The organism is Streptomyces sp. NPDC088810 (genome assembly GCF_044750305.1).
In the GTDB taxonomy this organism is placed as follows: domain Bacteria; phylum Actinomycetota; class Actinomycetes; order Streptomycetales; family Streptomycetaceae; genus Streptomyces.
Genome location: NZ_JBIVJQ010000004.1, coordinates 456,549 through 481,761, shown reverse-complemented (window position 1 = coordinate 481,761; position 25,213 = coordinate 456,549). Strand labels below are relative to the sequence as shown.

Sequence of the window (25,213 nt, the reverse complement as noted above, 5' to 3'; positions counted from 1 at the left end):
TTCGGCGTTGTCCGGTGTGCCGACGCCCGTGAGGGGGTCCACGCCGCCGCAGGACGGCTGTGGCGGTGACCCGGGCGGCGGAGACCGACGCCGGCCCCCCGCGGGCGCGGGCGGGAGCCTGACGGGCCCTGGCGGCCGTGCTGCGCCCCGGCCCTTACCGCGTCGGCGCGCCGGGTGTGATCAGGTGCACCCCATTTGTTTTGACCGCAGCCAATGAGGTAGGTACGCTCAGACCTTGTGCCTGGGGTGTGCCCTGGCTCCTGTGCGTGCCTGTTAACCGCATGGCGAGCCGCGAGCGGCCACCGTAATTCGCGCCCTTTTCGCCTTGCGGCGGGAGTCTGGCGGATTCGACACACCCGACCGCGTGGGTCGGCGACGTTCCAGGTTAGCTGTACCCGATCGGCACACAGAAACCGGAGAAGTAGTGCCTACGATCCAGCAGCTGGTCCGTAAGGGCCGGCAGGACAAGGTCGAGAAGAACAAGACGCCCGCACTCGAGGGTTCCCCTCAGCGTCGTGGCGTCTGCACGCGTGTGTTCACGACCACCCCGAAGAAGCCGAACTCGGCCCTCCGCAAGGTCGCGCGTGTGCGTCTGACCAGCGGCATCGAGGTCACTGCTTACATTCCGGGTGAGGGACACAACCTGCAGGAGCACTCCATCGTGCTCGTGCGCGGCGGCCGTGTGAAGGACCTGCCGGGTGTTCGCTACAAGATCATCCGCGGCTCGCTCGACACCCAGGGTGTCAAGAACCGCAAGCAGGCTCGCAGCCGTTACGGCGCCAAGAAGGAGAAGTAAGAATGCCTCGTAAGGGCCCCGCCCCGAAGCGCCCGGTCATCATCGACCCGGTCTACGGCTCTCCTCTGGTGACCTCCCTGATCAACAAGGTGCTGCTGAACGGCAAGCGCTCCACCGCCGAGCGCATCGTCTACGGCGCCATGGAGGGCCTGCGCGAGAAGACCGGCAACGACCCGGTCATCACGCTGAAGCGCGCTCTCGAGAACATCAAGCCGACCCTCGAGGTCAAGTCCCGCCGTGTCGGTGGCGCCACCTACCAGGTGCCGGTCGAGGTCAAGCCCGGCCGCGCCAACACCCTGGCGCTGCGCTGGCTGGTCGGTTACTCCCGCGCCCGTCGCGAGAAGACCATGACCGAGCGTCTCCTCAACGAGCTTCTCGACGCCTCCAACGGCCTCGGTGCGGCCGTGAAGAAGCGCGAGGACACCCACAAGATGGCCGAGTCCAACAAGGCCTTCGCGCACTACCGCTGGTAGTCGCTACCCACATCGAGACCGAGAGAAGACTGAAGCCTTATGGCTACCACTTCACTTGACCTGGCCAAGGTGCGCAACATCGGCATCATGGCCCACATCGACGCGGGCAAGACGACCACCACCGAGCGGATCCTGTTCTACACCGGTGTGTCTTACAAGATCGGTGAGGTCCACGACGGCGCTGCCACCATGGACTGGATGGAGCAGGAGCAGGAGCGTGGCATCACGATCACCTCTGCTGCCACCACCTGTCACTGGTCGCTGGAAGACGTCGACCACACGATCAACATCATCGACACCCCGGGTCACGTCGACTTCACCGTCGAGGTGGAGCGCTCCCTGCGCGTGCTCGACGGTGCCGTGACGGTGTTCGACGGCGTCGCCGGTGTCGAGCCGCAGTCCGAGACGGTGTGGCGTCAGGCGGACCGCTACGGCGTTCCGCGTATCTGCTTCGTCAACAAGCTCGACCGCACGGGCGCCGAGTTCCACCGCTGCGTGGACATGATCTCGGACCGCCTGGGCGCGCAGCCGATCGTCATGCAGCTCCCGATCGGTGCCGAGGCCGACTTCCAGGGCGTCGTGGACCTGGTCCGCATGAAGGCGCTCGTCTGGTCCGCCGAGGCCACCAAGGGCGAGATGTACGACGTCGTCGACATCCCGGCCACGCACACCGAGGCTGCCGAGGAGTACCGCGGCAAGCTGATCGAGGCCGTGGCCGAGAACGACGAAGAGATCATGGAGCTGTACCTCGAGGGCGAGGAGCCTTCCGAGGAGCAGCTGTACGCCGCGATCCGTCGTATCACCATCGCGTCCGGCAAGGGCACCGGCACCACCGTGACCCCGGTGTTCTGCGGCACCGCGTTCAAGAACAAGGGCGTCCAGCCCCTGCTCGACGCGGTCGTGCGCTACCTGCCGTCCCCGGTCGACATCGAGGCCATCGAGGGCCACGACGTCAAGGACGCCGAGACGGTCGTCAAGCGCAAGCCGTCCGAGGACGAGCCGCTGTCGGCGCTGGCGTTCAAGATCATGAGCGACCCGCACCTGGGCAAGCTCACCTTCGTCCGGGTCTACTCGGGCCGCCTGGAGTCCGGCACCTCGGTGCTGAACTCCGTCAAGGGCAAGAAGGAGCGCATCGGCAAGATCTACCGCATGCACGCCAACAAGCGTGAGGAGATCGACTCGGTGGGCGCCGGCGACATCGTCGCCGTCATGGGCCTGAAGCAGACCACCACCGGTGAGACGCTCTGCGACGAGAAGAACCCGGTGATCCTGGAGTCCATGGACTTCCCGGCGCCGGTCATCGAGGTCGCGATCGAGCCCAAGTCCAAGGGTGACCAGGAGAAGCTGGGTGTCGCCATCCAGCGTCTCGCGGAGGAGGACCCCTCCTTCCAGGTGCACACCAACGAGGAGACCGGCCAGACCGTCATCGGCGGTATGGGCGAGCTTCACCTCGAGGTCCTCGTCGACCGCATGAAGCGCGAGTTCAAGGTCGAGGCCAACGTCGGCAAGCCGCAGGTGGCCTACCGCGAGACGATCCGCAAGGCCGTCGAGCGCGTCGACTACACCCACAAGAAGCAGACCGGTGGTACCGGTCAGTTCGCGAAGGTGCAGATCGGCATCGAGCCCCTCGAGGGCGGCGACGTCTCGTACGAGTTCGTGAACAAGGTGACCGGTGGCCGTATCCCGAAGGAGTACATCCCTTCGGTGGACGCCGGTGCGCAGGAGGCCATGCAGTTCGGCATCCTCGCCGGCTACGAGATGACCGGTGTCCGTGTCATCCTCCACGACGGCGCCTACCACGAGGTCGACTCCTCCGAGCTCGCCTTCAAGATCGCCGGTTCGCAGGCCTTCAAGGAGGCCGCGCGCAAGGCCAGCCCCGTGCTGCTCGAGCCGATGATGGCCGTCGAGGTCACCACGCCCGAGGACTACATGGGTGAGGTCATCGGCGACATCAACTCCCGCCGTGGCCAGATCCAGGCCATGGAGGAGCGGGCCGGTGCCCGTGTCGTGAAGGGCCTCGTGCCCCTGTCGGAGATGTTCGGCTACGTCGGCGACCTCCGCAGCAAGACGTCGGGTCGCGCAAGCTACTCGATGCAGTTCGACTCCTACGCCGAGGTTCCGCGGAACGTCGCCGAGGAGATCATCGCGAAGGCCAAGGGCGAGTAACGCACCGCGTTCACACGCCGTAGGCTTGACTCCGGAGCCTCAAGGGGCAAACGTCCGCAATCGTGAGCGTCTGCCCCGGGTTCCGGGCCTTTACAGCAAAGATCACCTGGCGCCGATGAAGTAAGGCGTACCAGAACCACTCCCAGGAGGACCCCAGTGGCGAAGGCGAAGTTCGAGCGGACTAAGCCGCACGTCAACATCGGCACCATCGGTCACATCGACCACGGTAAGACGACCCTCACGGCCGCCATTACCAAGGTGCTGCACGACGCGTACCCGGACCTGAACGAGGCCACCCCGTTCGACAACATCGACAAGGCGCCCGAGGAGCGTCAGCGCGGTATCACCATCTCCATCGCGCACGTCGAGTACCAGACCGAGGCGCGTCACTACGCCCACGTCGACTGCCCGGGTCACGCGGACTACATCAAGAACATGATCACCGGTGCCGCGCAGATGGACGGCGCGATCCTGGTGGTCGCCGCCACCGACGGCCCGATGCCGCAGACCAAGGAGCACGTGCTCCTGGCCCGCCAGGTCGGCGTTCCGTACATCGTCGTCGCCCTGAACAAGGCCGACATGGTGGACGACGAGGAGATCCTGGAGCTCGTCGAGCTCGAGGTCCGTGAGCTCCTCTCCGAGTACGAGTTCCCCGGCGACGACGTTCCGGTCGTCAAGGTCTCCGCGCTCAAGGCCCTCGAGGGCGAGCAGGAGTGGGTGGACTCCGTCCTCAACCTGATGAAGGCCGTCGACGAGTCGATCCCGCAGCCGGAGCGCGACGTCGACAAGCCGTTCCTCATGCCGATCGAGGACGTCTTCACCATCACCGGTCGCGGTACGGTCGTCACCGGCCGTATCGAGCGTGGTGTCCTCAAGGTCAACGAGACCGTCGACATCATCGGCATCAAGACCGAGAAGACCACCACCACGGTCACCGGCATCGAGATGTTCCGCAAGCTGCTCGACGAGGGCCAGGCCGGTGAGAACGTCGGTCTGCTCCTCCGTGGCATCAAGCGCGAGGACGTCGAGCGCGGCCAGGTCATCATCAAGCCGGGCTCGGTCACCCCGCACACCGAGTTCGAGGCGCAGGCCTACATCCTGTCCAAGGACGAGGGTGGCCGCCACACGCCGTTCTTCAACAACTACCGTCCGCAGTTCTACTTCCGTACGACGGACGTGACCGGCGTGGTGACCCTCCCCGAGGGCACCGAGATGGTCATGCCGGGTGACAACACCGAGATGAAGGTGGAGCTCATCCAGCCCGTCGCCATGGAAGAGGGCCTGAAGTTCGCCATCCGTGAGGGTGGCCGCACCGTGGGCGCCGGCCAGGTCACCAAGATCGTCAAGTAAGTTCCGCTTGCTTGAGGGTCACTGGCTGACCTAGGGGAGGCCCGTACGACTTCGGTCGTACGGGCCTCTTCTGCTTTCCCGAGGCCTGTCGGCCGGGAGCGCATACGGTTCTCCGCGTGAGTACCGTGCCGCCCGCCGAAGGGCCCGACCGCCTTCCCCTGTCCGACGAGCAGTGGGCGGCGTTCCTGCGCGACGCCGTCGAGGGCGGCGGTGCCGGCGCCCCCAGGGAGCCGTCCGCCCGCGCCAGGACGCGGTTCCGCCGGCTCCTGGCCGGACTGCGCCGCGGGCTCCGGCGTCCCGCCCGCTTCTCGGTACGCGCGGGGCTGCAGGCGGTCGTGCCCTGGCTGGCCGCGGCGGCCGTGGTCGTCTACGGCGCCTGGGAGCAGGGCCTGCTCTCGTGGGGCGGGGCGGACGAGCCGGGCCCGGCCCGGGCCGTCGCCCTGCCGGGCGGCGGTGTCTCCGACGGCGACCACTGCGGGGCCAGGGGCCACCACCACTTCCCGCTGCCGGCGGCCGCCTCCGCACCGGCCCCGAAGTCCGCGGATCCGCCGCCCGGCCCGCAGCTCGTCCTCCGGTCCTACGGGTACGTGAAGTTATCCCGCCGCGCCCCTGGCCGCCTCACCGTCGGCCTGCTCTTCGCTCCGGGCCCGAAGGGTTCGCTGCAGCTGTCGCGGACCCTGGGCGGCGAGGGTGCGGCGGTCGAGATCGAGGGCCCGGACGGACTGGTCGGCGGCGCCCACGGGGTGCCCGTCACCTGGGACGCGCCCGTACAGCCCGGCGACGCCGGCAAGACACGCATCGACCTCACCGACGGCGGCGGCGCCGAGCTGTCCCTGCCGCCTGAGGCGATGTGCCCCGGATACGACGCGGCGGCCGTGGGCGGGCACCTCGCGCCGCCCACCGACTCCTCGCGCACCATCACCGGCCAGCCGTCCTACACCCTGACGGTGTCCGTCCGTGACCCGGGCGTCGGAGTCCTGCGCACGTCACTCGGGCTCCCGCCGGACGGCAACGTCCTGAGCGCGGACAACCTGGTGCCGGACGGCCCCTGAGCACTCGCGGCCCTTCGAAACTATTCGGCGCCTACGACCCGTTCCCCTCGCCGCGGCCTCCCTCCACTATTTGTCATGCCGCTGAGCAAATGGCTCGGGGGGCGGAGGGAAGTGACCCCGGGAGTGGGAGGGGACGTATGTCTGTGGCGCGCAGGGCTGTGCTGGGCGCGGGGCTCGCCGCTGTGCCGGTGCTGGCCTCGGGGGTCGCGTGGGCCGGCGCAGAGGGCGGCCCGGCGGTGACGGACCCGGGGGCGTACATCTCCTTCTCGGGTGGGGCGTTCTCCCTGGTGGGCGCGCCCGTGGTGGTGAGCCCGGAGGATCATCCCGGAGTCGTACGGGTCGCCGGGGATCTCCGGGACGACCTCGAACGGGTGACGGGCGTCCGTCCGGGCAGCACGGTCGGCCGCTTTCCGGTGCTTCTCGGCACCATCGGGCGCAGCCCGCTGATCGACGGGCTGATCCGGTCCGGGAAGCTGGACGTGACCGGCGTGCGGGGCAGGTGGGAGGCCTCGCTGCAGACGGTCGTGGACCGGCCGATGCCCGGTGTGGAGCGGGCGTTCGTCATCGCGGGCAGCGACCCGCGGGGCACGATCTTCGGGGCGTACGACGTCTCGTACGGCATCGGGGTCTCGCCCTGGCACTGGTGGGACGACGTGCCGCCGGCGCGGCGCGAGCAGGTGTGGGTGCGGCCCGGCCGCTTCACCCAGGGGAGCCCGGCGGTGAAGTACCGGGGCATTTTCGTCAACGACGAGAATCCCGCGCTCGGCACCTGGGCGCCGGCCTACTTCGGCCCTGGGAAGGCCCCGGGCCACCCCGGCGGCTTCACGGCGGACTTCTACGCCAAGGTCTTCGAGGTCCTGCTGCGCCTGAAGGGCAACTACCTCTGGCCGGCGGTGTGGGGCCGGGCGTTCGCGGAGGACGACCCGGAGAACCACCGGCGCGCCGCCCAGTACGGCGTCGTCATGGGCACGTCTCACGAGGCGCCGATGATGCGGGGTATCGAGGAGTGGAACCGGCACGCCGGCTCCGGGACCGACCCCTACGGGGGAACGGGCGAATGGTCGTACCGCCGCAACGCGGAGGCGATCCGCGCGTACTGGCGCGCCGGTATCCAGCGCATGGTCGACCAGGGCTTCGAGGGCGTGGTGACCCTCGGCATGCGCGGCAACGGCGACACCAGCCTCCCCGACGGCGACGGCATCGAACTGATGCAGCAGATCATCGCCGACCAGCGCCGCATCATCGCGGAGGTGACCGGCAGGCCGGCTGCCGAGACCCCCCAGGTCTGGACCCTCTACAAGGAGGTGCAGCGCTACTGGGACCGCGGGCTGCGCGCACCGGACGACGTCACCGTGGTCCTCACGGACGACAACTGGGGCAACATCCGCAGACACCCGGACGGCCCGCGCCCCGGCGGCTACGGCCTCTACTACCACTTCGACTACGTCGGCGCCGGCCGCAACTACAAGTGGGTGGACACCGCCAACCTCAGGAACGTCTGGGACCAGCTCCACCAGGCGCACGCCTACGGCAACCACGGCCTGTGGGTGGCCAACGTCGGCGACCTGAAGGGCAACGAACTGCCCACCGAGTTCTTCCTCGGCTACGCCTGGAACCCCGACGCCTGGCCCCTCGAACGCCTCGGCGCCTGGGAGGAGCGCTACGCCCGGCAGAACTTCGGCGCCGCGCAGGCCGAGGAGATCGCCTCGCTGCTGGCCGCCTACGGCCGGCTCCAGGCCCGCCGCAAACCGGAGCTGCTGAACCGCCGGATCACCCTCTCCGGCGACCGCGTGGTCTACGACGACCAGCAGACCCCGTACTACTTCGCGCACCGGGAACTGGAACGGGTCACCGAGGAGTGGCGGGAGCTGGGCCGCCGCGCGGAACGCGTCGAACGCAGACTCCCGCCGCACCTGAAGGACGCGTGGTTCGAACTGGCCGGCTACGCGGTCACGGCGACCGCGAACCTTTACGCGCTGCGGGCGGCGGAGTTCACGAACCTGCTGTACGCGGCGCAGGGCCGGGCCGCGACGAACGACCGCGCGGCACAGGCGGAAGCGGCCCTCGGCCGGGACTTCGCCCTGGCCGACCGCTTCGGCTCCCGCGTGGCGGGCGGCAAATGGCAGGGCTTCCAGACCCAGCCGCACATCGATTACGGGGACGTCGACCGCTACGGGCCTAACGCGGGCTGGCAGCAGCCCGAGAAGGACAACGTGGCCCTGCCGGACGTGCTGTTCCCGGCGGTGCGGCGCATCGAGGTGCCCTCCGGTGCGGAGCTGGGCGTGTCCGTGGACGGGGCGGAGGACGCGGGGGAGTGGTGGCCGGGGGGCTCCTCCTCAGCCGCGTCCCTGCCGCCGTTCAGCCCGTACCAGACCCGCCCCCGGCAGTACGTGGAGATCTTCAACCGGGGCCGTACGCCCTTCCCCTACGAGGTGTCGCTCTCGGCGCCGTGGCTGCGGGTGGACCGTCCCCGGGGCCGGGTGGACCAGCAGGTCCGCCTGGAGGTGGAGGTGGACTGGTCCCGGGCTCCGGCCGGACGCGCGGAGGCGACCCTGACGGTGCACGGCGCGGGCGCGTCGGTCCCGGTCCGCTGCGTGGCGGCACGCCCCTCGGGCGGGCCGGTGCGGGGCTTCGTGGAGGCCGGCGGCTACGTGGCCATCGACGCCGGGCACTACCACCGCGCCGTCGGCCGGTGGCGCCGCATCGACGGCATCGGCCGGACCGGGGCGGGCCTGACCCCCTGGCCGGTGACGGCCCCCAGCCGGACCCCGGGTGGCGACTCACCCCGCCTGGAATACGAGGTGACGCTGCTGTCCGCTGCCACCGAGGTGACCGTGTGGGCCCACCTGTCCCCCCGCAACCCGGCCCTCCCCGGCGTCCCGGGCCTGCGCTACGGCATCTCGCTGGACGACGGCCCGATCCGCACGGTGGACATCACCGCGGGCGCGGACGACGGCGCCCTGAACACGGTCTGGGCCCGTCACACCTCGGACAACGTCAACGCGACGGCGACCACGCACACCGTGACGGAGCCGGGCGTCCACCGGCTGAAGTTCTGGATGGTGGACCCGACGGTGGTCCTGCAACGCCTGCTGATCGACACGGGGGGCCTGCCGCAGCTGTACCTGGGCCCGCTGGAGAGCCGCCGCGTGGGTCACCCGTAGAGCGGCAGCCCCTCCGTCGAGATCGTCCAGTCGGCGATCGTCACGTCCTCGCCGTAGACGAAGTCCTTGCGGGTGGCGTAGCGGGGGCCGTCCGGGGTGGGGTGGATGTCCGTGAAGACGGCGCCGGTGCCGGTGCGGGGGTCGAAGACCGCGTAGACCGGGACACCCATCAGGGGGTAGTCGCGGACCTTGCCCACCCAGTCGTTGTCCGGGTTGGAGCGGGAGACGATCTCGATGGCGGCGATGAGAGTGCGGGGATCGAAGGAGCCCGGGACGTCCATGTCCTCCATGGTGATCACCATGATGTCGGGTCGGCGCATGAGGCCCTGGGCCTCGTCCTCGACATCCGGCTCGCCCGTGTGCGCCACGATCTCCTCCGGCATCACCCTTTCCAGGCGCCTCCGCAGGTGCACAGTGGTCAACTCATGCGGACCGACGGGCGACATCATGTCGTGGACGATCCCTTCCTGGGTGATCTCGAACTTGCCGGGCAGGGTGTCGTCCGCGGACTGAACGAAATCCCGCATGGCCCGGTAGCGGTGGGAAGCGCCCTGCCGCGCGTTGCCCGGTGCGATGGTCATGGCGCTCGCTCCTCGTCTGTGCCCAGGGGCAAGGATCGTCGCTTTCATGCTAGGCGGCCTCCTGGAGGGCGGTTCGGCAGTCGCGGCAGTGGCCGGGGCGCGGCCCGCGGAAGGCGCGCTCGCAGCCGTCGCAGGTCTGGAAGGGAACCCGGACGGCCGGGGGCGGCTCGGGTGCGCGGTACGGGGGCAGGGGCGGGAGCCCGGCCGTCAGGCGGTGGGCCAGGACCGCGGCCGGGCGGATCAGGGGTTCCTCCGGCAGGCCCGTGGTCAGGGCGTGGCGTACGGCGGTGGGGGTGAGGTCCCGCTCCAGCCAGGCCGCGACACCGGGCGCGAGGTGCTCGGCGTCGGTGGCGGACAGGAGCAGGCGAGGGTCCGTGCGGCGCAGGCCGGCGAGTACGTCGGTGGCCGCGCGCAGAAGGCCGGGGGAGGGGTACGCGGGCTTGGGTACGGCGGGGAGGGCGGCGCGACGGGCGGGTTTCTGCTGTCCTGCTGTGGCCGCGCGGCGGGTGCGCGGGGCCTCGGACGCCTCACGCCGCCTACCCGGCTGGTTGCAGGAGATCGTGCGGGTGACGATCCGGCCGCCGGGGACGCGGGTGCGCTCGCGGCGCAGGTAGCCGTGGGCCTCCAGCTCGCGCAGGGCGGCGGCGATACGGGTCGCGCCCTCGGGGAAGCGGGCGGCGAGGGTCTTGATGTCGACGCGGGCGCCGGGCGGCAGCGACTGGATGTGGCAGGCCAGGCCGATCGCGAGCAGGGAGAGGTCCGGGTGCTGGGCGAGGTGGTTGCCGATCACCGTGAACCGGGTGGTGTGGCGGGTGTGGTCGTGGATGAGCCCGCCGCTGTGACGGGCCCGGTTCGGGTGGTTGTCGGCGGTAACACGGGACTGGGCGTACGGGTGCGCGCTAGGGTTTTCAACGTCCATCAGGAAGATGAAGCCTTCCTCGGTGGTCAGGCCCTCGCATGGGATCGCTACTCCCGGCGAGGGCCGTCGCATGTCTGCGGCGGTGTTGCGCCGAGCGTAAGGCAGGCAAGCCGTCCGAAATCCAGCCGAGTTGGGCGCATTCACCCTCGCGGGTGAGTCGGCGCCGTGGGCGGGAGGGGTGGGGCTTGGTGGGGTTCTTTCACCCGGCTGTTCCTTGGGGAAAGGCCGCCCGTGGCACCGGAGCAGGGGGCGTCGGGTTCCGGTGCGGGGAGGGCGATCTCCGCCCAGACGGTCTTGCGCGGGTGCCGCCCCTCGGTGACGCCCCAGCGGTCGGCGAGAGCCGCTACGAGCACCAGGCCGCGGCCTGATTCGCCCTCGTCGTCCGGGGGACTGAGCCGGGGGAGCCGGTCACCGCGCGTGTCGGTGACCTCGATGCGGAGCGTGCCGCCGACGACGTAGAGCAGCAGCTGGAAGTCGCGGCCGGGTACGCGGCCGTGGGTGGCGGCGTTGGCGGCGAGTTCGGCGACGATCTGCGTGGGCGTCTCCAATGGCAACTCCCACGTGCGGAGTTGCTGCTCGGTGAGCAGCCGGGCGAGACGGGCGCCGCGTGGCGTGGGGGACAGGCGGACGCTGAAGTGGGGGATGGTGCCGCCGAGTTGGATTTCAGGGGCAGCCATTTCTTGATTCATGTCACTGAGCGTGGCGGATTCTGCTTCCGTGAAGGGAGTGACTGCGCCTGTACGTACGGTGACTGTCCCGGCTTTGTCTCGGCTGTCTCGGCTGTCTCGGGCGTTGTACGGGTACGAGTGCGCGCCGGAGGAGGAGCCATGGGCGAGGGAGTGGACGAGGCCGGCTGGGATGTCGAGCCCGGCGACGAGATCGAGCCGGTGGTGCAGGCGGTGGGGCGCCTGCTCAAGGTCTGCCGGGAGGCGGCCGGGGTCTCGGTGCCGGAGCTGGGCGAGGCCATGGGGTACGGCGAGGACATGATCCGCAAGATCGAGCGCGGGGCACGGATTCCCCGGCCGGAGCTGCTGGACAGGGCGGACACGTTCCTGAAGGCGCAGGGTCATCTGAGGGCCTTCACGGAGGACATGAAGAAGGCCCGCTATCCGAAGAAGGTGCGGGAGCTGGCGGAGATGGAGGGGCGGGCGGTGGAGATGCTGCTGTACGGCACCCACAACATCCACGGCCTGCTTCAGACGCCGGAGTACGCGCGAGCGCTGTTCGAGATGAGGCAGCCCGCGCTCAGTGAAGACGTCGTGGAACGGGAAACTGCGGCACGCATGGCTCGAAAGGCTGTCTTCGAGCGGGAGCCCGCACCGACGCTCAGCTTCGTCCAGGAACAGGTGACGCTCGAACGTCCCTACGGTGGGAAGATGGTGCTGCGCCGACAGCTCGAACACCTCTTGCGGGTGGCGCAGTTGAGGAACGTCGTGCTCCAGGTCATGCCGACCGACCGGGAGGAGAACGCCGGAGCGTCGGGCCTGATCCAGGTGCTGAAGTTCGCCGACGGCACGGCGATCGGACGTTCCAGTGGCGTGTTCAAGGGCCGCCCGGTCTCGAACCCAAAGGAGCTCCGGATCCTTGAACTCCGCTATGGCATGATCCGGGCGCAGGCTCTCACTCCGGGGGAGTCGCGAGCCTTCATCGAGCGAGCGCTGGGGAGACTATGAGCACCGCAGAACTCCACTGGTTCAAGAGCAGCTACAGCGACAGCAGCGAACCCGGCGACTGCCTCGAAGTCGCCCCCACCCCCACCACCATCCACATCCGCGACTCCAAGAACACCGAGGGTCCCCGGCTCGCCGTCGCCCCCGCCACCTGGTCCGCCTTCGTCACGTACGCCTCCCGGAACGCCTAGCCCGTGTCCGGCCTCCGAACGTCTGGCGTGACGGCCGCTCGCTGGGCAGGGCCTGCGACGGCACCCTGGCCCAGGACGGGCTGGCCGCGGCGCTGGGCTCCTCGGACCTGAAGGCCGAGAAGGGCGACGCCGGAGCCCTGGCCGGGTGCACCGTCATGACGTCCCCCGGGAGTGGGCGCGCCGTGCGGATCACCCTGCGCTGGAGCACCGAGGACGCCCCCTCGGGCAGCCTGGTCTGGTACGACTCGGACTACCACGGGGTGCGGGCGCAGGCGGCACCGCTCGGGAACGGGTGGTCCGGCGTCGTCCGGTACGACGGAACCTGGCAGATCATGGTCGTGCTCGACTGCGCGCACCAGAAGGACAAGGCGCTCGTCGCCTACGGTGATCTCTACGGTGCCTCCGGCGGGACCGCGGTCACCGGGCTCGGCCGGGTGACCACCGAGACCGCCCGGAAGGCGGCCGGGAAGTACGGCTGCCAGGTGAAGGCCGGCGAGCCGCTCACCCGGGTGTCCACGGCCCGCCTCGGCAGGCCCGGCACGGCGAAGCGGCTCGCGCGGGCGCAGGGGGCCTGCGATCGCGCTGCGTGACACGTCGCCGGCGGGGAGCGGCACGTCCGGGATCATGGAGTATGCGGCGGACCCGGACCCCCCGCAGACCAACTGCTACCTGGTGACCGGCGCGAAGAGGCCCGGCTACGGGCTGTACGCGTACTACGGCGTCGCCGCCAAGGACTTCGAGTCGACCGGGTTCGGCGGACTCGATCACGAATCCGTGGTGGCTACCGCGCCCTGTCCCCGGTCCAGCCACGAGACGGTCTGAAGGCCTTCGCCGAGCACGAGGCGGAGCAGCGCGGGTGCGGCCAGGTCAAGATCATGGACTGGCCGTGAGCGCAGACCCCCGTTTGACCTACGTCACCTTCGGGGTAATCTCTTCGGCTCGATTGGCGGAGCGCCTGCCCCATATGGCAGACTGTCGGAGTTGCTCGGTCGAGTGTTGATGCTGCGCGCCTCCCGCCGGGAGGACCGGAAGCGAGTCCCACAGTACTCGTCGCCCTAACTGCCGTAAGGCAGCGCTGGGGCGGACGTACGGGAATCTTCCGGGAAGCGTGGGCGCGGCACCGGCCAGGCACCCGGTGGGCCTTCCGCCCCCGGCTTGCGGTTCCGGAAGGGCCGTGTGCATTCCCGCAGGGATGTTCGAACAAGGGACATCTGTGTCAGCGGGAACGCGACACGCCCGACCGCGTGGGTCGGAGAAACGAAGGCAGCAGACGGAATCCGCCGGGTTCCAGAGCGTAAGAAGAGACAGGACTACTGAGTAGCCATGGCGGGACAGAAGATCCGCATCCGGCTCAAGGCCTACGACCACGAGGTCATCGACTCCTCGGCGAAGAAGATCGTCGAGACGGTGACTCGCACTGGTGCGTCGGTCGCGGGCCCGGTGCCGCTGCCCACTGAGAAGAACGTGTACTGCGTCATCAAGTCGCCGCACAAGTACAAGGACTCGCGCGAGCACTTCGAGATGCGCACGCACAAGCGCCTGATCGACATCCTCGACCCGACCCCCAAGACCGTTGACTCTCTGATGCGACTCGACCTCCCGGCCGGTGTCGACATCGAGATCAAGCTCTGAGGCTGGTGGGCTGAGAATGGCTAAGCAGATCAAGGGCATCCTGGGCGAGAAGCTCGGCATGACGCAGGTGTGGGACGAGAACAACCGTGTTGTTCCGGTCACCGTCGTCAAGGCCGGCCCCAACGTCGTGACCCAGGTCCGTACGAACGACGTCGACGGCTACGAGTCGGTCCAGATCGCCTTCGGCGAGATCGACCCGCGCAAGGTGAACAAGCCCCTCAAGGGCCACTTCGCCAAGGCCGACGTCACCCCGCGCCGCCACCTCGTCGAGATCCGTACCGCTGACGCCAGCGAGTACACCCTCGGCCAGGAGATCACCGCCGAGGTGTTCGAGGCCGGCGTCAAGGTCGACGTCACCGGCAAGAGCAAGGGCAAGGGCTTCGCCGGTGTCATGAAGCGCCACAACTTCCGTGGCCTCGGCGCCGGACACGGCACCCAGCGCAAGCACCGCTCCCCCGGTTCCATCGGTGGCTGTGCCACCCCGGGCCGTGTGTTCAAGGGCCTCCGCATGGCGGGTCGCATGGGCAACGAGCGGGTCACCACCCAGAACCTGACCGTCCACGCCGTTGACGCGGAGAAGGGTCTGCTGCTCATCAAGGGCGCGGTTCCCGGTCCGAACGGCGGCCTCGTCCTGGTCCGCACCGCGGCCAAGGGGGCCTGAGGTAACCGATGAGCACTGTTGACATCCTTTCGCCGGCTGGCGAGAAGGCCGGTTCCGTCGAGCTCCCCGCGGAGATCTTCGACGCCAAGGTCAGCGTTCCGCTGATCCACCAGGTCGTCGTCGCGCAGCTGGCCGCTGCCCGTCAGGGCACGCACAAGACCAAGACCCGCGGTGAAGTCCGTGGTGGTGGCAAGAAGCCGTACCGCCAGAAGGGCACCGGTCGCGCCCGCCAGGGTTCGACCCGCGCGCCGCAGTTCGCCGGTGGTGGCGTCGTGCACGGTCCCGTGCCGCGTGACTACTCGCAGCGGACCCCGAAGAAGATGAAGGCCGCCGCCCTGCGCGGTGCCCTCACCGACCGGGCGCGTCACAACCGCATCCACGTCGTCTCCGGCGTGGTCGAGGGTGACATCTCCACGAAGGCCGCCAAGAGCCTGTTCGGCAAGATCTCGGAGCGCAAGAACCTGCTCCTGGTCGCCGAGCGCTCCGACGAGGCCGCGTGGCTGTCCGCCCGCAACCTGCCCCAGGTCCACATCCTGGAGCCGGGCCAGCTGAACACGTACGACGTTCTCGTCTCGGACGACGTGGTCTTCACCCAGGCCGCTTTCGAGTCCTTCGTCGCCGGCCCGAAGGCCAACGACACCGAAGGGAGCGAGGTCTGATGGCCATCCGTCACCCCGCTATCGCCTCGAAGGCCGCCAAGGCCGCCAAGGCCGCGCGCGTCGCCAAGGCGCGTCGCCACGCCACCGAGGGCAAGAACACCGTCGAGACCCCGCTCAGCAAGTCGTACACGGACCCCCGTGACGTCCTGCTGAAGCCGGTCGTCTCCGAGAAGAGCTACGCGCTCCTCGACGAGAACAAGTACACGTTCATCGTCGACCCGAACGCCAACAAGACCCAGATCAAGCAGGCCGTCCAGGCGGTCTTCGACGTCAAGGTCACCGGGGTCAACACGATCAACCGCCAGGGCAAGCGCAAGCGCACGAAGACCGGCTTCGGTCAGCGTGCCGGCAGCAAGCGCGCGATCGTGACCCTCGCCGAGGGCGACCGTATCGACATCTTCGGCGGTCCGACCGCGTAAGCGGGTCGGATCGTCCGATATCGGACGAGGACTGAGAAATGGGAATCCGCAAGTACAAGCCGACTACGCCGGGCCGTCGTGGCGCCAGCGTTGCCGACTTCGTCGAGGTCACGCGGTCCACGCCGGAGAAGTCGCTGGTCCGTCCCCTGCACAGCAAGGGCGGCCGTAACAACGCCGGTCGTGTGACCGTTCGCCACCAGGGTGGCGGACACAAGCGCGCCTACCGAGTGATCGACTTCCGTCGTCACGACAAGGACGGCGTGCCGGCGAAGGTCGCGCACATCGAGTACGACCCCAACCGCACCGCGCGCATCGCGCTGCTGCACTACGCCGACGGCGAGAAGCGCTACATCCTCGCCCCGCGCAACCTGCAGCAGGGCGACACCGTGGAGAACGGTCCCGGGGCCGACATCAAGCCGGGCAACAACCTGGCCCTCCGCAACATCCCGGTCGGTACCACGATCCACGCGATCGAGCTCCGTCCCGGTGGCGGTGCCAAGTTCGCCCGCTCCGCCGGCGCCTCCGTGCAGCTGCTCGCGAAGGAGGGCGCCTACGCCCACCTGCGCATGCCGTCCGGTGAGATCCGCCTGGTCGACGTGCGCTGCCGCGCCACCGTCGGCGAGGTCGGCAACGCCGAGCAGAGCAACATCAACTGGGGCAAGGCGGGCCGCAAGCGGTGGCTGGGCGTTCGCCCGACCGTCCGTGGTGTGGTCATGAACCCGGTTGACCACCCGCACGGTGGTGGTGAGGGCCGGACCTCCGGTGGTCGCCACCCTGTGTCCCCGTGGGGCAAGAAGGAAGGCCGTACTCGTTCGCCCAAGAAGGCGTCGAACAAGTACATCGTCCGCCGCCGCAAGACGAACAAGAAGCGCTAAGGACGGGTTGAGATGCCTCGTAGCTTGAAGAAGGGACCCTTCGTCGACGACCACCTGATCAAGAAGGTGGACGCCCAGAACGAAGCGGGCTCTAAGAACGTCATCAAGACCTGGTCCCGTCGCTCGATGATCGTCCCGGCCATGCTCGGTCACACGATCGCGGTGCACAACGGCAAGACCCACATCCCGGTGTTCGTCACCGAGTCGATGGTCGGCCACAAGCTCGGCGAGTTCTCGCCGACGCGCACCTTCCGGGGCCACGTCAAGGAAGACCGGAAGTCGAAGCGCCGCTAGTAGCGGATCGCATTCAGACACGTAAGTAACTGAAGGGACAACCATGGAAGCCAGGGCCCAGGCGCGGTACATCCGCGTCACGCCCATGAAGGCCCGCCGCGTGGTGGACCTCATCCGTGGCATGGACGCCACGGAGGCCCAGGCCGTCCTGCGATTCGCTCCGCAGGCCGCCTCGGTGCCGGTGGGCAAGGTGCTGGACAGCGCCATTGCCAACGCCGCGCACAACTACGACCACACCGATGTCGACAGCCTCTTCGTTTCCGAGGCCTACGTCGACGAGGGCCCGACCCTGAAGCGGTTCCGTCCGCGTGCCCAGGGCCGTGCCTACCGGATCCGCAAGCGGACCAGCCACATCACCGTGGTCGTCAGCAGCAAGGAAGGAACCCGGTAATGGGCCAGAAGGTAAACCCGCACGGGTTCCGGCTCGGTGTCACGACCGACTTCAAGTCGCGTTGGTACGCCGACAAGCTGTACAAGGACTACGTCAAGGAAGACGTCGCCATCCGTCGGATGATGACGTCCGGCATGGAGCGCGCCGGCATCTCCAAGGTCGAGATCGAGCGCACCCGTGACCGCGTGCGTGTGGACATCCACACCGCTCGTCCGGGCATCGTCATCGGCCGCCGTGGCGCCGAGGCCGACCGCATCCGCGGTGACCTCGAGAAGCTCACGGGCAAGCAGGTCCAGCTGAACATCCTCGAGGTCAAGAACCCCGAGACCGACGCTCAGCTCGTGGCCCAGGCCGTCGCCGAGCAGCTCTCCTCCCGCGTCTCCTTCCGTCGGGCCATGCGCAAGAGCATGCAGTCCGCCATGAAGGCCGGCGCCAAGGGCATCAAGATCCAGTGCGGTGGCCGCCTCGGCGGCGCCGAGATGTCCCGCTCGGAGTTCTACCGCGAGGGCCGTGTGCCCCTGCACACGCTCCGTGCGAACGTGGACTACGGCTTCTTCGAGGCCAAGACGACCTTCGGCCGCATCGGTGTGAAGGTCTGGATCTACAAGGGCGACGTCAAGAACATCGCCGAGGTCCGCGCCGAGAACGCTGCCGCCCGTGCGGGTAACCGCCCGGCCCGCGGTGGCGCCGACCGCCCGGCCCGTGGTGGCCGCGGTGGCGAGCGGCGCGGTCGCAAGCCGCAGCAGGCTGCCGGTGCCGAGGCCCCCAAGGCCGAGGCTCCCGCCGCCGCTCCGGCTGAGAGCACCGGAACGGAGGCCTGACCGTCATGCTGATCCCCCGTAGGGTCAAGCACCGCAAGCAGCACCACCCGAAGCGCAACGGTATGTCCAAGGGTGGAACGCAGGTTGCGTTCGGCGAGTACGGCATCCAGGCGCTGACCCCGGCCTACGTGACGAACCGCCAGATCGAGGCGGCTCGTATCGCGATGACCCGCCACATCAAGCGTGGCGGCAAGGTCTGGATCAACATCTACCCGGACCGTCCCCTCACCAAGAAGCCGGCCGAGACCCGCATGGGTTCCGGTAAGGGTTCTCCGGAGTGGTGGATCGCCAACGTCAAGCCCGGACGTGTGATGTTCGAGCTGTCGTACCCCAACGAGAAGATCGCCCGTGAGGCGCTCACGCGTGCGGCCCACAAGCTGCCGATGAAGTGCCGGATCGTCAAGCGCGAGGCAGGTGAAGCGTGATGTCGGCCGGTACCAAGGCGTCCGAGCTGCGCGAGCTGGGCAACGAGGAGCTTCTGGCGAAGCTCCGCGAGGCCAAGGAAGAGCTGTTCAACCTCCGCTTCCAGGCGGCGACGGGTCAGCTCGAGAACCACGGTCGGCTGAAGGCCGTCCGCAAGGACATCGCGCGGATCTACACCCTGATGCGTGAGCGCGAGCTGGGCATCGAGACGGTGGAGAGCGCCTGATGAGCGAGAGCAACGTGACTGAGAACACCGAAGCCCGAGGCTTCCGCAAGACCCGTGAGGGTCTGGTCGTCAGCGACAAGATGGACAAGACCGTCGTCGTCGCCGTCGAGGACCGTGTGAAGCACGCGCTGTACGGCAAGGTCATCCGCCGTACGAACAAGCTCAAGGCCCACGACGAGCAGAACGCTGCGGGCGTCGGCGACCGCGTCCTCCTCATGGAGACCCGGCCGCTGTCCGCGACGAAGCGCTGGCGCGTCGTCGAGATCCTCGAGAAGGCCAAGTAATTCCTGCGGGGCAAACCCCGCAGGTCAGTTCCGCCAGGCTCCGGGGGCCGCTGAGAGGCGGCCCCCGGGGAACCGGCAGACGATCAGGAGATAGACGTGATCCAGCAGGAGTCGCGACTGCGTGTCGCCGACAACACTGGTGCGAAGGAGATCCTTTGCATCCGTGTGCTCGGTGGCTCCGGTCGCCGCTACGCGGGCATCGGTGACGTCATCGTCGCCACCGTCAAGGACGCGATCCCCGGTGGCAACGTGAAGAAGGGTGACGTCGTCAAGGCGGTCATCGTTCGCACCGTCAAGGAGCGCCGCCGTCCGGACGGCTCGTACATCCGCTTCGACGAGAACGCCGCCGTCATTCTGAAGAACGACGGCGACCCTCGCGGCACCCGCATCTTCGGCCCGGTCGGCCGTGAGCTGCGCGAGAAGAAGTTCATGAAGATCATCTCGCTCGCGCCGGAGGTGCTGTAAGCATGAAGATCAAGAAGGGCGACCTGGTCCAGGTCATCACCGGCAAGGACAAGGGCAAGCAGGGCAAGGTCATCGCGGCCTACCCCCGCGAGGACCGTGTCCTGGTCGAGGGTGTCAACCGGGTCAAGAAGCACACCAAGGCCGGTCCGACCGCCAGCGGTTCCCAGGCCGGCGGCATCGTGACGACCGAGGCCCCCATCCACGTGTCCAACGTTCAGCTGGTCGTGGAGAAGGACGGTCAGAAGGTCGTCACGCGTGTCGGCTACCGCTTCGACGAAGAGGGCAACAAGATCCGCGTTGCCAAGCGGACGGGTGAGGACATCTGATGGCTACCACCACCACTCCGCGTCTGAAGCAGAAGTACCGCGAGGAGATCGCGGGCAAGCTGCGTGACGAGTTCAAGTACGAGAACGTCATGCAGGTTCCCGGCCTCGTCAAGATCGTGGTCAACATGGGTGTCGGCGACGCCGCCCGTGACTCGAAGCTGATCGAGGGCGCGATCCGCGACCTGACCACCATCACCGGTCAGAAGCCGGCCGTCACCAAGGCCCGCAAGTCCATCGCGCAGTTCAAGCTGCGTGAGGGCCAGCCGATCGGTGCCCACGTCACGCTCCGTGGCGACCGCATGTGGGAGTTCCTGGACCGCACCCTGTCGCTCGCGCTCCCGCGCATCCGCGACTTCCGCGGCCTGTCCCCCAAGCAGTTCGACGGCCGTGGCAACTACACCTTCGGTCTCACGGAGCAGGTCATGTTCCACGAGATCGACCAGGACAAGATCGACCGCGTCCGGGGTATGGACATCACCGTGGTGACCACGGCGACCAACGACGAAGAGGGCCGTGCCCTTCTCCGTCACCTCGGCTTCCCGTTCAAGGAGGCGTGAGCGAGATGGCGAAGAAGGCTCTCATCGCGAAGGCTGCTCGCAAGCCCAAGTTCGGTGTGCGTGGCTACACCCGCTGCCAGCGCTGCGGTCGTCCGCACTCCGTTTACCGCAAGTTCGGCCTCTGCCGCGTGTGCCTTCGTGAGATGGCTCACCGTGGCGAGCTGCCGGGCGTGACCAAGAGCTCCTGGTAATCCCCACTTTTAGGGATTCCTGGACCTCTCGGTAAGCAACCGGGACGGCAGGGGCTCCCGCCCTCATGGCTTAGGCTAGGAGGGTTGGGCCTCTGCCGCCCTGAACGCCCGCGGACAGCGTCCGCTAGTAATTGCTTACTACGCCGTAGGTCCCCGCGCCGCACCCGTCCCGTCCATGTACGGGGAGAGGGATGGCGCATATAGGAAACCCCGGCGAGAAAGGCCACAGGCCAATTCATGACCATGACTGATCCGATCGCAGACATGCTGACGCGTCTGCGGAACGCGAACTCGGCGTACCACGACTCGGTGTCGATGCCGCACTCCAAGATCAAGTCTCACATCGCGGAGATCCTCCAGCAGGAGGGCTTCATCACGGGCTGGAAGGTCGAGGACGCCGAGGTCGGCAAGAACCTCGTCCTGGAGCTGAAGTTCGGCCCCAACCGTGAGCGCTCCATCGCGGGCATCAAGCGGATCTCCAAGCCCGGTCTCCGGGTGTACGCGAAGTCCACCAACCTGCCGAAGGTGCTCGGCGGCCTGGGCGTGGCGATCATCTCCACGTCGCACGGGCTCCTCACCGACAAGCAGGCCGGCAAGAAGGGCGTGGGTGGGGAAGTCCTCGCCTACGTCTGGTAGCAGAAGGGAACGGAGGAAACAGCTATGTCGCGCATCGGCAAGCTCCCCATCGCGGTTCCCGCCGGCGTGGACGTCACCATCGACGGCCGTACGGTTTCGGTCAAGGGCCCCAAGGGCTCGCTGACCCACACCGTTGCCGCGCCGATCGACATCGCTAAGGGCGAGGACGGCACCCTCCAGGTGCTGCGCCCGAACGACGAGCGTCAGAGCAAGGCCCTGCACGGCCTCTCCCGCACGCTGGTGGCGAACATGATCACCGGCGTGACCCAGGGTTACGTGAAGAAGCTCGAGATCAGCGGTGTCGGTTACCGAGTGACCGCCAAGGGTTCGAACCTGGAGTTCGCTCTCGGTTACAGCCACCCGATCGTCGTCGAGGCCCCCGAGGGGATCACCTTCAAGGTGGAGACCCCGACCCGTTTCTCGGTCGAGGGCATCGACAAGCAGAAGGTCGGCGAGGTTGCGGCCAACATCCGCAAGCTGCGCAAGCCCGACCCGTACAAGGCCAAGGGCGTCAAGTACGAGGGCGAAGTCATCCGCCGCAAGGTCGGAAAGGCGGGTAAGTAAGCCATGGCATACGGGCAGAAGATCCTCAAGGGCGACGCCTACAAGCGCGCCGCGATCAAGCGCCGTCACATCCGGATCCGCAAGAACCTTTCCGGTACGGCGGAGCGTCCCCGTCTGGTCGTGACCCGCTCCAACCGCCACATCGTGGCGCAGGTGATCGACGACCTGAAGGGCCACACCCTGGCGTCGGCGTCCACCCTGGACGCGTCGATCCGCGGTGGCGAGGGCGACAAGTCCGCGCAGGCCAAGCAGGTCGGCGCCCTGGTCGCCGAGCGTGCCAAGGCCGCCGGTGTCGAGGCCGTCGTGTTCGACCGTGGTGGCAACCAGTACGCCGGGCGCATCGCCGCCCTGGCGGACGCCGCCCGCGAAGCCGGGCTCAAGTTCTGAGCCGCTTGTAGCTAGCGGAAAGAGAGAGGTAATCCAATGGCTGGACCCCAGCGCCGCGGAAGCGGTGCCGGTGGCGGCGAGCGGCGGGACCGGAAGGGCCGTGACGGCGGCGCTGCTGCCGCCGAGAAGACCGCGTACGTCGAGCGCGTCGTCGCGATCAACCGCGTCGCCAAGGTTGTGAAGGGTGGTCGTCGCTTCAGCTTCACCGCGCTGGTCGTGGTGGGCGACGGTGACGGCACCGTGGGTGTCGGATACGGCAAGGCCAAGGAGGTGCCGGCCGCCATCGCCAAGGGCGTTGAGGAGGCCAAGAAGCACTTCTTCAAGGTCCCCCGGATCCAGGGCACCATCCCCCACCCCATCCAGGGTGAGAAGGCTGCCGGCGTCGTGCTGCTCAAGCCCGCGTCCCCGGGTACCGGTGTTATCGCCGGTGGTCCGGTGCGTGCCGTGCTCGAGTGCGCCGGTATCCACGACGTGCTGTCGAAGTCGCTCGGCTCCGACAACGCCATCAACATCGTGCACGCGACCGTGGAGGCCCTGAAGGGTCTGCAGCGTCCCGAGGAGATCGCGGCCCGCCGTGGTCTGCCGCTCGAGGACGTCGCTCCCGCGGCCCTGCTGCGTGCGCGTGCCGGGGTGGGTGCGTAATCATGGCGCAGCTCAAGATCACGCAGGTCAAGTCCTACATCGGCAGCAAGCAGAACCACCGCGACACCCTGCGCTCCCTTGGTCTCAAGGGCATCAACACGCAGGTCGTCAAGGAGGACCGCCCCGAGTTCCGCGGCATGGTGCACACCGTCCGCCACCTCGTGACGGTCGAGGAGGTCGACTGATCATGGCGGAGCAGAACCCGCTCAAGATCCACAACCTCCGTCCCGCCCCGGGCGCCAAGACCGCCAAGACCCGTGTCGGTCGTGGTGAGGCGTCGAAGGGTAAGACGGCCGGTCGTGGTACCAAGGGCACCAAGGCCCGCTACCAGGTTCCGGAGCGCTTCGAGGGTGGCCAGATGCCGCTGCACATGCGCCTCCCGAAGCTGAAGGGCTTCAAGAACCCGTTCAAGACCGAGTACCAGGTCGTCAACCTCGACAAGCTGGCCGCGCTCTACCCCGAGGGTGGCGAGGTCACCGTCGAGGGTCTGGTGGCCAAGGGTGCCGTTCGCAAGAACAGCCTCGTCAAGGTCCTCGGCCAGGGCGAGATCTCCGTGGCGCTGCAGGTGACGGTCGACGCCGTCTCCGGCTCCGCCAAGGAGAAGATCACCGCCGCCGGCGGTACGGTCACCGAGCTCGTCTGAGCTAGTTCCTGAGTAGAGCCGCTCCCGCGTTACCGCGGGGGCGGCTCTACTTGTTCATGTGTGCAGCGTGTACCGGCCGACCTCAGTCGCGCTTTGTCGCTGGCTGTTTATTCACTTCATCCTTGGCGTTGGACAGCCATACCTTCGCGTCTGACTGAAGCGAAGCGAGAGTCGCCGACTGCTCTGCTATCGCGTTCCGCTCGTACTCGGATTGAACGTCCACCAGGGTGTCCAGGTAGCGAACTTTCTTCTTGCATTGCATGTCCGCTACCGCGACAGATGTCTCCAGCCTCGTCGGCACGTTTCCTTTGGACCACCGACTGTCATTGGCCGCCGCCTGCGGAGATGCGTACTGAAACCCTGCTTTCCGCATGCAGGAAGACCACTTCCCCTTGACGCCCTTGACTCTTTCATCGCTGTCGGATTTCACGGCGGTGGAGTACCGCATGACGCTCAACACGGTGTCGATGATCCCATCTGGTGTTGCACTCGCATCATGGGTGATCGACATGCCCTCGATCCGAATGCGGTGGGGCTTCGTTCCCTTCATGAGAGTCTGGGCCGCGAATGCCGAGCAGCCGCCTTTGGGGACGGCCTTACCTTTGTAGTGTCCCAGGCTTCCGTCCAGTATTCCACGCTGTGTACGCGTAGCGCGACGACTCCAGTCGGTTGCTGACGGGGGCGCCTTGCGGGTGACTTTGTAGCCTTCTTTTCTGACCTGTGACAGAGGGAACACCAGGAACTCCGAACGATTCGACTCCTCGTGCTCCATCCGAGGCATCGGAAGTGGGCGACTTGCATAACCAAGATCGCGCAGACATCGATTGGTCAGAGATACTTCTGCTCTCCTGATTTGGAGAACGTCACGTGGCGACAGGAAGTATCTGTCCAGCGGCCGGTTGATGTGTCCCGTCTTCCCGTCGATGCTCGCGGGCTCGGGCCGACTGTGCTTCTCCGTACCGTTCCCTGCTGTCGAGCAGGCGACCAGCGCTGCAGCGAGCGCAAGAGTGCTCATGCTGTACTGAGTGAAATTCTTCATTCCGGCTTCAGCTGCCCCCTGAGACGGCTGAGTGCCGGCCCCGAAGGACCGGCACTCGTTCATGGCATTTGGTTCTCAGCACCAGCCGAAATCAACAGCGCCACTTGGAGAGGGACGACGCCTCGTTGTACATCCAGGCGTAGCCACCCGTGAAGTCGAACTTCACACCCTTGGCGATGTGGAAGCTGTAACCCGTGTAGTTCACGTTCTTCCAGATGGTCCAGCCCTCGCAGTCAGGGTTCGACCCCGCCTTGACAGAGCTGATGTCATCGCCGATGTAGCCGTGATCGCCACGGAACCAGTACATTCCGTGGAAGTTCTTGTGTCCACCCCTGAGGTCGTAGTAGCCCTCGTCGGTCTTTTCACCGTAGGAGTCGTACACGCAGAGTTCGGTCTTCTCGCACTTTCCGTCCCCCGTACGGGCAATGGCAGGTGACGTAAACGTCATGGCCATCGCGATCCCGGTAACGGCGGTGGCTGCAGCAGTAGCAACCAGACGTACCTTCGCCATTTATTCCCCCTTTTTGTGTCGTGGTCGCCGGTGATCGTATGACCCTTGCCTTGAACCTGTCAACGCCTTTATGGCGTTGAGGAGTGACAGGGGGTGGCCGAAAGGCGGCGGCAATCCGAAATGGAATTGCTGCCGACTGGCGAACCGTGGTACGTGCCCCGGTAGTGCACTTCACACTACGGCTGAGGGGTGCAAGACGGTTGAT

At 67.6% G+C, this 25,213-nt stretch carries 36 protein-coding genes; 31 read left to right on the top strand and 5 right to left on the bottom strand.

The features are described from left to right. Nucleotides 1-424 precede the first annotated feature (424 nt). From rpsL to ACIP4Y_RS16805, 6 genes are all read left to right on the top strand, one after another. Nucleotides 425-796, top strand: coding sequence for a 30S ribosomal protein S12 (gene rpsL / locus ACIP4Y_RS16830; protein WP_003948652.1), 372 nt, complete (start codon nucleotides 425-427; stop codon nucleotides 794-796). 2 nt (nucleotides 797-798) lie between these two features. Then, the gene (rpsG, locus tag ACIP4Y_RS16825) at nucleotides 799-1,269 is read left to right on the top strand and encodes a 30S ribosomal protein S7 (RefSeq protein ID WP_003998848.1); all 471 of its coding nucleotides are present in this window, start codon (nucleotides 799-801) and stop codon (nucleotides 1,267-1,269) included. 39 nt (nucleotides 1,270-1,308) lie between these two features. Further along, complete coding sequence (fusA, locus tag ACIP4Y_RS16820; RefSeq protein ID WP_401393515.1) at nucleotides 1,309-3,435, top strand: elongation factor G; 2,127 nt, start codon at nucleotides 1,309-1,311, stop codon at nucleotides 3,433-3,435. A gap of 156 nt (nucleotides 3,436-3,591) precedes the next feature. Next, on the top strand, nucleotides 3,592-4,785 hold the full coding sequence (gene tuf / locus ACIP4Y_RS16815) for an elongation factor Tu (RefSeq protein ID WP_014674366.1): 1,194 nt from the start codon (nucleotides 3,592-3,594) through the stop codon (nucleotides 4,783-4,785). A 116-nt stretch (nucleotides 4,786-4,901) separates the two neighbouring features. Continuing rightward, nucleotides 4,902-5,837: a hypothetical protein gene (locus ACIP4Y_RS16810; protein WP_401393512.1), complete on the top strand. Its 936-nt coding sequence runs from the start codon at nucleotides 4,902-4,904 to the stop codon at nucleotides 5,835-5,837. A 137-nt stretch (nucleotides 5,838-5,974) separates the two neighbouring features. Beyond that, entirely contained in the window at nucleotides 5,975-9,001 is a 3,027-nt protein-coding gene (locus ACIP4Y_RS16805) for a glycosyl hydrolase 115 family protein (RefSeq protein ID WP_401393509.1), read from the top strand. On the opposite strand, the gene ACIP4Y_RS16800 is transcribed toward ACIP4Y_RS16805, so the two are convergent. The 3 genes from ACIP4Y_RS16800 to ACIP4Y_RS16790 form a co-directional block, all read right to left on the bottom strand. Beyond that, nucleotides 8,992-9,582 (bottom strand): Uma2 family endonuclease, encoded by a 591-nt coding sequence (locus ACIP4Y_RS16800; protein WP_401393506.1) that lies wholly within the window; start codon nucleotides 9,580-9,582, stop codon nucleotides 8,992-8,994. The two genes, ACIP4Y_RS16805 and ACIP4Y_RS16800, sit on opposite strands and share 10 nt — an antisense overlap. 49 nt (nucleotides 9,583-9,631) lie before the next feature. After that, entirely contained in the window at nucleotides 9,632-10,501 is an 870-nt protein-coding gene (locus tag ACIP4Y_RS16795; protein WP_401393503.1) for a helix-turn-helix domain-containing protein, read from the bottom strand. 140 nt (nucleotides 10,502-10,641) lie between these two features. Next, nucleotides 10,642-11,190, bottom strand: a complete 549-nt coding sequence (locus ACIP4Y_RS16790) for an ATP-binding protein (protein WP_401393500.1) — start codon at nucleotides 11,188-11,190, stop codon at nucleotides 10,642-10,644. A gap of 138 nt (nucleotides 11,191-11,328) precedes the next feature. On the opposite strand from ACIP4Y_RS16790, the gene ACIP4Y_RS16785 reads away from it, so the two are divergent. From ACIP4Y_RS16785 to rplO, 25 genes are all read left to right on the top strand, one after another. Beyond that, nucleotides 11,329-12,174, top strand: coding sequence for a helix-turn-helix domain-containing protein (locus ACIP4Y_RS16785; protein WP_401393497.1), 846 nt, complete (start codon nucleotides 11,329-11,331; stop codon nucleotides 12,172-12,174). Beyond that, on the top strand, nucleotides 12,171-12,362 hold the full coding sequence (locus tag ACIP4Y_RS16780; protein ID WP_401393494.1) for a DUF397 domain-containing protein: 192 nt from the start codon (nucleotides 12,171-12,173) through the stop codon (nucleotides 12,360-12,362). The genes ACIP4Y_RS16785 and ACIP4Y_RS16780 overlap by 4 nt, the downstream gene beginning before the upstream one ends. A 155-nt stretch (nucleotides 12,363-12,517) precedes the next feature. Next, entirely contained in the window at nucleotides 12,518-12,952 is a 435-nt protein-coding gene (locus ACIP4Y_RS16775; protein WP_401393491.1) for a hypothetical protein, read from the top strand. A 34-nt stretch (nucleotides 12,953-12,986) separates the two neighbouring features. Beyond that, complete coding sequence (locus tag ACIP4Y_RS16770; RefSeq protein ID WP_401393488.1) at nucleotides 12,987-13,184, top strand: hypothetical protein; 198 nt, start codon at nucleotides 12,987-12,989, stop codon at nucleotides 13,182-13,184. Nucleotides 13,185-13,685: 501 nt separating this feature from the next. After that, the gene (rpsJ, locus tag ACIP4Y_RS16765) at nucleotides 13,686-13,994 is read left to right on the top strand and encodes a 30S ribosomal protein S10 (RefSeq protein WP_003948644.1); all 309 of its coding nucleotides are present in this window, start codon (nucleotides 13,686-13,688) and stop codon (nucleotides 13,992-13,994) included. Nucleotides 13,995-14,010: 16 nt separating this feature from the next. Further along, on the top strand, nucleotides 14,011-14,655 hold the full coding sequence (gene rplC, locus ACIP4Y_RS16760; RefSeq protein WP_014674369.1) for a 50S ribosomal protein L3: 645 nt from the start codon (nucleotides 14,011-14,013) through the stop codon (nucleotides 14,653-14,655). 8 nt (nucleotides 14,656-14,663) lie between these two features. Beyond that, nucleotides 14,664-15,314, top strand: coding sequence for a 50S ribosomal protein L4 (gene rplD, locus ACIP4Y_RS16755; protein WP_189750914.1), 651 nt, complete (start codon nucleotides 14,664-14,666; stop codon nucleotides 15,312-15,314). Further along, entirely contained in the window at nucleotides 15,314-15,733 is a 420-nt protein-coding gene (rplW, locus tag ACIP4Y_RS16750; protein WP_030601206.1) for a 50S ribosomal protein L23, read from the top strand. The genes rplD and rplW overlap by 1 nt, the downstream gene beginning before the upstream one ends. Before the next feature lie 38 nt (nucleotides 15,734-15,771). Next, nucleotides 15,772-16,608 (top strand): 50S ribosomal protein L2, encoded by an 837-nt coding sequence (gene rplB, locus ACIP4Y_RS16745; protein ID WP_030601203.1) that lies wholly within the window; start codon nucleotides 15,772-15,774, stop codon nucleotides 16,606-16,608. Nucleotides 16,609-16,620: 12 nt separating this feature from the next. Next, nucleotides 16,621-16,902, top strand: coding sequence for a 30S ribosomal protein S19 (gene rpsS / locus ACIP4Y_RS16740; RefSeq protein WP_095748093.1), 282 nt, complete (start codon nucleotides 16,621-16,623; stop codon nucleotides 16,900-16,902). Nucleotides 16,903-16,945: 43 nt separating this feature from the next. Next, on the top strand, nucleotides 16,946-17,293 hold the full coding sequence (gene rplV / locus ACIP4Y_RS16735; protein WP_030778516.1) for a 50S ribosomal protein L22: 348 nt from the start codon (nucleotides 16,946-16,948) through the stop codon (nucleotides 17,291-17,293). Further along, nucleotides 17,293-18,114 (top strand): 30S ribosomal protein S3, encoded by an 822-nt coding sequence (rpsC, locus tag ACIP4Y_RS16730; protein WP_014674374.1) that lies wholly within the window; start codon nucleotides 17,293-17,295, stop codon nucleotides 18,112-18,114. Before rplV ends, rpsC begins: the two co-directional genes overlap by 1 nt. A gap of 5 nt (nucleotides 18,115-18,119) precedes the next feature. Continuing rightward, nucleotides 18,120-18,539: a 50S ribosomal protein L16 gene (gene rplP / locus ACIP4Y_RS16725; RefSeq protein WP_009190136.1), complete on the top strand. Its 420-nt coding sequence runs from the start codon at nucleotides 18,120-18,122 to the stop codon at nucleotides 18,537-18,539. Beyond that, complete coding sequence (gene rpmC / locus ACIP4Y_RS16720) at nucleotides 18,539-18,763, top strand: 50S ribosomal protein L29 (RefSeq protein ID WP_003974259.1); 225 nt, start codon at nucleotides 18,539-18,541, stop codon at nucleotides 18,761-18,763. The genes rplP and rpmC overlap by 1 nt, the downstream gene beginning before the upstream one ends. Then, nucleotides 18,763-19,047, top strand: coding sequence for a 30S ribosomal protein S17 (rpsQ, locus tag ACIP4Y_RS16715; protein WP_014674375.1), 285 nt, complete (start codon nucleotides 18,763-18,765; stop codon nucleotides 19,045-19,047). Before rpmC ends, rpsQ begins: the two co-directional genes overlap by 1 nt. Before the next feature lie 96 nt (nucleotides 19,048-19,143). Beyond that, complete coding sequence (rplN, locus tag ACIP4Y_RS16710; RefSeq protein ID WP_003998823.1) at nucleotides 19,144-19,512, top strand: 50S ribosomal protein L14; 369 nt, start codon at nucleotides 19,144-19,146, stop codon at nucleotides 19,510-19,512. A gap of 2 nt (nucleotides 19,513-19,514) precedes the next feature. Beyond that, nucleotides 19,515-19,838, top strand: a complete 324-nt coding sequence (rplX, locus tag ACIP4Y_RS16705) for a 50S ribosomal protein L24 (protein WP_030345434.1) — start codon at nucleotides 19,515-19,517, stop codon at nucleotides 19,836-19,838. After that, nucleotides 19,838-20,395: a 50S ribosomal protein L5 gene (gene rplE, locus ACIP4Y_RS16700; protein WP_030345436.1), complete on the top strand. Its 558-nt coding sequence runs from the start codon at nucleotides 19,838-19,840 to the stop codon at nucleotides 20,393-20,395. The genes rplX and rplE overlap by 1 nt, the downstream gene beginning before the upstream one ends. A gap of 5 nt (nucleotides 20,396-20,400) precedes the next feature. After that, nucleotides 20,401-20,586, top strand: a complete 186-nt coding sequence (locus ACIP4Y_RS16695) for a type Z 30S ribosomal protein S14 (RefSeq protein WP_003948630.1) — start codon at nucleotides 20,401-20,403, stop codon at nucleotides 20,584-20,586. Nucleotides 20,587-20,823: 237 nt separating this feature from the next. Next, nucleotides 20,824-21,222 carry a 30S ribosomal protein S8 gene (gene rpsH / locus ACIP4Y_RS16690; protein ID WP_014674378.1) on the top strand — a complete coding sequence of 133 codons (399 nt, stop codon included), beginning with the start codon at nucleotides 20,824-20,826 and terminating at the stop codon, nucleotides 21,220-21,222. 24 nt (nucleotides 21,223-21,246) lie between these two features. Next, a complete protein-coding gene (rplF, locus tag ACIP4Y_RS16685) occupies nucleotides 21,247-21,786 on the top strand; it encodes a 50S ribosomal protein L6 (protein ID WP_030345438.1) in 540 nt (179 codons plus the stop codon). Nucleotides 21,787-21,789: 3 nt separating this feature from the next. Further along, nucleotides 21,790-22,173 (top strand): 50S ribosomal protein L18, encoded by a 384-nt coding sequence (gene rplR / locus ACIP4Y_RS16680; RefSeq protein ID WP_358646922.1) that lies wholly within the window; start codon nucleotides 21,790-21,792, stop codon nucleotides 22,171-22,173. 36 nt (nucleotides 22,174-22,209) lie between these two features. Then, nucleotides 22,210-22,815, top strand: a complete 606-nt coding sequence (gene rpsE, locus ACIP4Y_RS16675) for a 30S ribosomal protein S5 (RefSeq protein ID WP_014674381.1) — start codon at nucleotides 22,210-22,212, stop codon at nucleotides 22,813-22,815. A gap of 2 nt (nucleotides 22,816-22,817) precedes the next feature. Beyond that, entirely contained in the window at nucleotides 22,818-23,000 is a 183-nt protein-coding gene (gene rpmD, locus ACIP4Y_RS16670) for a 50S ribosomal protein L30 (RefSeq protein WP_003974250.1), read from the top strand. A 2-nt stretch (nucleotides 23,001-23,002) separates the two neighbouring features. Continuing rightward, nucleotides 23,003-23,458 carry a 50S ribosomal protein L15 gene (gene rplO / locus ACIP4Y_RS16665; RefSeq protein ID WP_014674382.1) on the top strand — a complete coding sequence of 152 codons (456 nt, stop codon included), beginning with the start codon at nucleotides 23,003-23,005 and terminating at the stop codon, nucleotides 23,456-23,458. A gap of 82 nt (nucleotides 23,459-23,540) precedes the next feature. Here the strand turns inward: rplO and ACIP4Y_RS16660 are convergent, their stop codons facing one another. Together ACIP4Y_RS16660 and ACIP4Y_RS16655 are read right to left on the bottom strand one after the other, a co-directional pair. Then, nucleotides 23,541-24,230, bottom strand: coding sequence for a hypothetical protein (locus tag ACIP4Y_RS16660; RefSeq protein WP_401393473.1), 690 nt, complete (start codon nucleotides 24,228-24,230; stop codon nucleotides 23,541-23,543). A 358-nt stretch (nucleotides 24,231-24,588) separates the two neighbouring features. Beyond that, entirely contained in the window at nucleotides 24,589-25,008 is a 420-nt protein-coding gene (locus ACIP4Y_RS16655; RefSeq protein WP_401393470.1) for a hypothetical protein, read from the bottom strand. Nucleotides 25,009-25,213: the final 205 nt, after the last annotated feature.

Excerpts from the sequence above, each read along its gene's own strand:
- rpsG (WP_003998848.1), top strand. The coding sequence starts at position 799 with ATGCCTCGTAAGGGCCCCGCCCCGAAGCGCCCGGTCATCATCGACCCG.
- fusA (WP_401393515.1), top strand. The coding sequence starts at position 1,309 with ATGGCTACCACTTCACTTGACCTGGCCAAGGTGCGCAACATCGGCATC.
- ACIP4Y_RS16805 (WP_401393509.1), top strand. The coding sequence starts at position 5,975 with ATGTCTGTGGCGCGCAGGGCTGTGCTGGGCGCGGGGCTCGCCGCTGTG.
- ACIP4Y_RS16800 (WP_401393506.1), bottom strand. The coding sequence starts at position 9,582 with ATGACCATCGCACCGGGCAACGCGCGGCAGGGCGCTTCCCACCGCTAC.
- ACIP4Y_RS16795 (WP_401393503.1), bottom strand. The coding sequence starts at position 10,501 with ATGGACGTTGAAAACCCTAGCGCGCACCCGTACGCCCAGTCCCGTGTT.
- ACIP4Y_RS16790 (WP_401393500.1), bottom strand. The coding sequence starts at position 11,190 with ATGAATCAAGAAATGGCTGCCCCTGAAATCCAACTCGGCGGCACCATC.
- ACIP4Y_RS16785 (WP_401393497.1), top strand. The coding sequence starts at position 11,329 with ATGGGCGAGGGAGTGGACGAGGCCGGCTGGGATGTCGAGCCCGGCGAC.
- ACIP4Y_RS16780 (WP_401393494.1), top strand. The coding sequence starts at position 12,171 with ATGAGCACCGCAGAACTCCACTGGTTCAAGAGCAGCTACAGCGACAGC.
- ACIP4Y_RS16775 (WP_401393491.1), top strand. The coding sequence starts at position 12,518 with ATGACGTCCCCCGGGAGTGGGCGCGCCGTGCGGATCACCCTGCGCTGG.
- ACIP4Y_RS16770 (WP_401393488.1), top strand. The coding sequence starts at position 12,987 with ATGGAGTATGCGGCGGACCCGGACCCCCCGCAGACCAACTGCTACCTG.
- rpsJ (WP_003948644.1), top strand. The coding sequence starts at position 13,686 with ATGGCGGGACAGAAGATCCGCATCCGGCTCAAGGCCTACGACCACGAG.
- rplC (WP_014674369.1), top strand. The coding sequence starts at position 14,011 with ATGGCTAAGCAGATCAAGGGCATCCTGGGCGAGAAGCTCGGCATGACG.
- rplD (WP_189750914.1), top strand. The coding sequence starts at position 14,664 with ATGAGCACTGTTGACATCCTTTCGCCGGCTGGCGAGAAGGCCGGTTCC.
- rplW (WP_030601206.1), top strand. The coding sequence starts at position 15,314 with ATGGCCATCCGTCACCCCGCTATCGCCTCGAAGGCCGCCAAGGCCGCC.
- rplB (WP_030601203.1), top strand. The coding sequence starts at position 15,772 with ATGGGAATCCGCAAGTACAAGCCGACTACGCCGGGCCGTCGTGGCGCC.
- rpsS (WP_095748093.1), top strand. The coding sequence starts at position 16,621 with ATGCCTCGTAGCTTGAAGAAGGGACCCTTCGTCGACGACCACCTGATC.
- rplV (WP_030778516.1), top strand. The coding sequence starts at position 16,946 with ATGGAAGCCAGGGCCCAGGCGCGGTACATCCGCGTCACGCCCATGAAG.
- rpsC (WP_014674374.1), top strand. The coding sequence starts at position 17,293 with ATGGGCCAGAAGGTAAACCCGCACGGGTTCCGGCTCGGTGTCACGACC.
- rplP (WP_009190136.1), top strand. The coding sequence starts at position 18,120 with ATGCTGATCCCCCGTAGGGTCAAGCACCGCAAGCAGCACCACCCGAAG.
- rpmC (WP_003974259.1), top strand. The coding sequence starts at position 18,539 with ATGTCGGCCGGTACCAAGGCGTCCGAGCTGCGCGAGCTGGGCAACGAG.
- rpsQ (WP_014674375.1), top strand. The coding sequence starts at position 18,763 with ATGAGCGAGAGCAACGTGACTGAGAACACCGAAGCCCGAGGCTTCCGC.
- rplX (WP_030345434.1), top strand. The coding sequence starts at position 19,515 with ATGAAGATCAAGAAGGGCGACCTGGTCCAGGTCATCACCGGCAAGGAC.
- rplE (WP_030345436.1), top strand. The coding sequence starts at position 19,838 with ATGGCTACCACCACCACTCCGCGTCTGAAGCAGAAGTACCGCGAGGAG.
- ACIP4Y_RS16695 (WP_003948630.1), top strand. The coding sequence starts at position 20,401 with ATGGCGAAGAAGGCTCTCATCGCGAAGGCTGCTCGCAAGCCCAAGTTC.
- rpsH (WP_014674378.1), top strand. The coding sequence starts at position 20,824 with ATGACCATGACTGATCCGATCGCAGACATGCTGACGCGTCTGCGGAAC.
- rplF (WP_030345438.1), top strand. The coding sequence starts at position 21,247 with ATGTCGCGCATCGGCAAGCTCCCCATCGCGGTTCCCGCCGGCGTGGAC.
- rplR (WP_358646922.1), top strand. The coding sequence starts at position 21,790 with ATGGCATACGGGCAGAAGATCCTCAAGGGCGACGCCTACAAGCGCGCC.
- rpsE (WP_014674381.1), top strand. The coding sequence starts at position 22,210 with ATGGCTGGACCCCAGCGCCGCGGAAGCGGTGCCGGTGGCGGCGAGCGG.
- rpmD (WP_003974250.1), top strand. The coding sequence starts at position 22,818 with ATGGCGCAGCTCAAGATCACGCAGGTCAAGTCCTACATCGGCAGCAAG.
- rplO (WP_014674382.1), top strand. The coding sequence starts at position 23,003 with ATGGCGGAGCAGAACCCGCTCAAGATCCACAACCTCCGTCCCGCCCCG.
- ACIP4Y_RS16660 (WP_401393473.1), bottom strand. The coding sequence starts at position 24,230 with ATGGAGCACGAGGAGTCGAATCGTTCGGAGTTCCTGGTGTTCCCTCTG.
- ACIP4Y_RS16655 (WP_401393470.1), bottom strand. The coding sequence starts at position 25,008 with ATGGCGAAGGTACGTCTGGTTGCTACTGCTGCAGCCACCGCCGTTACC.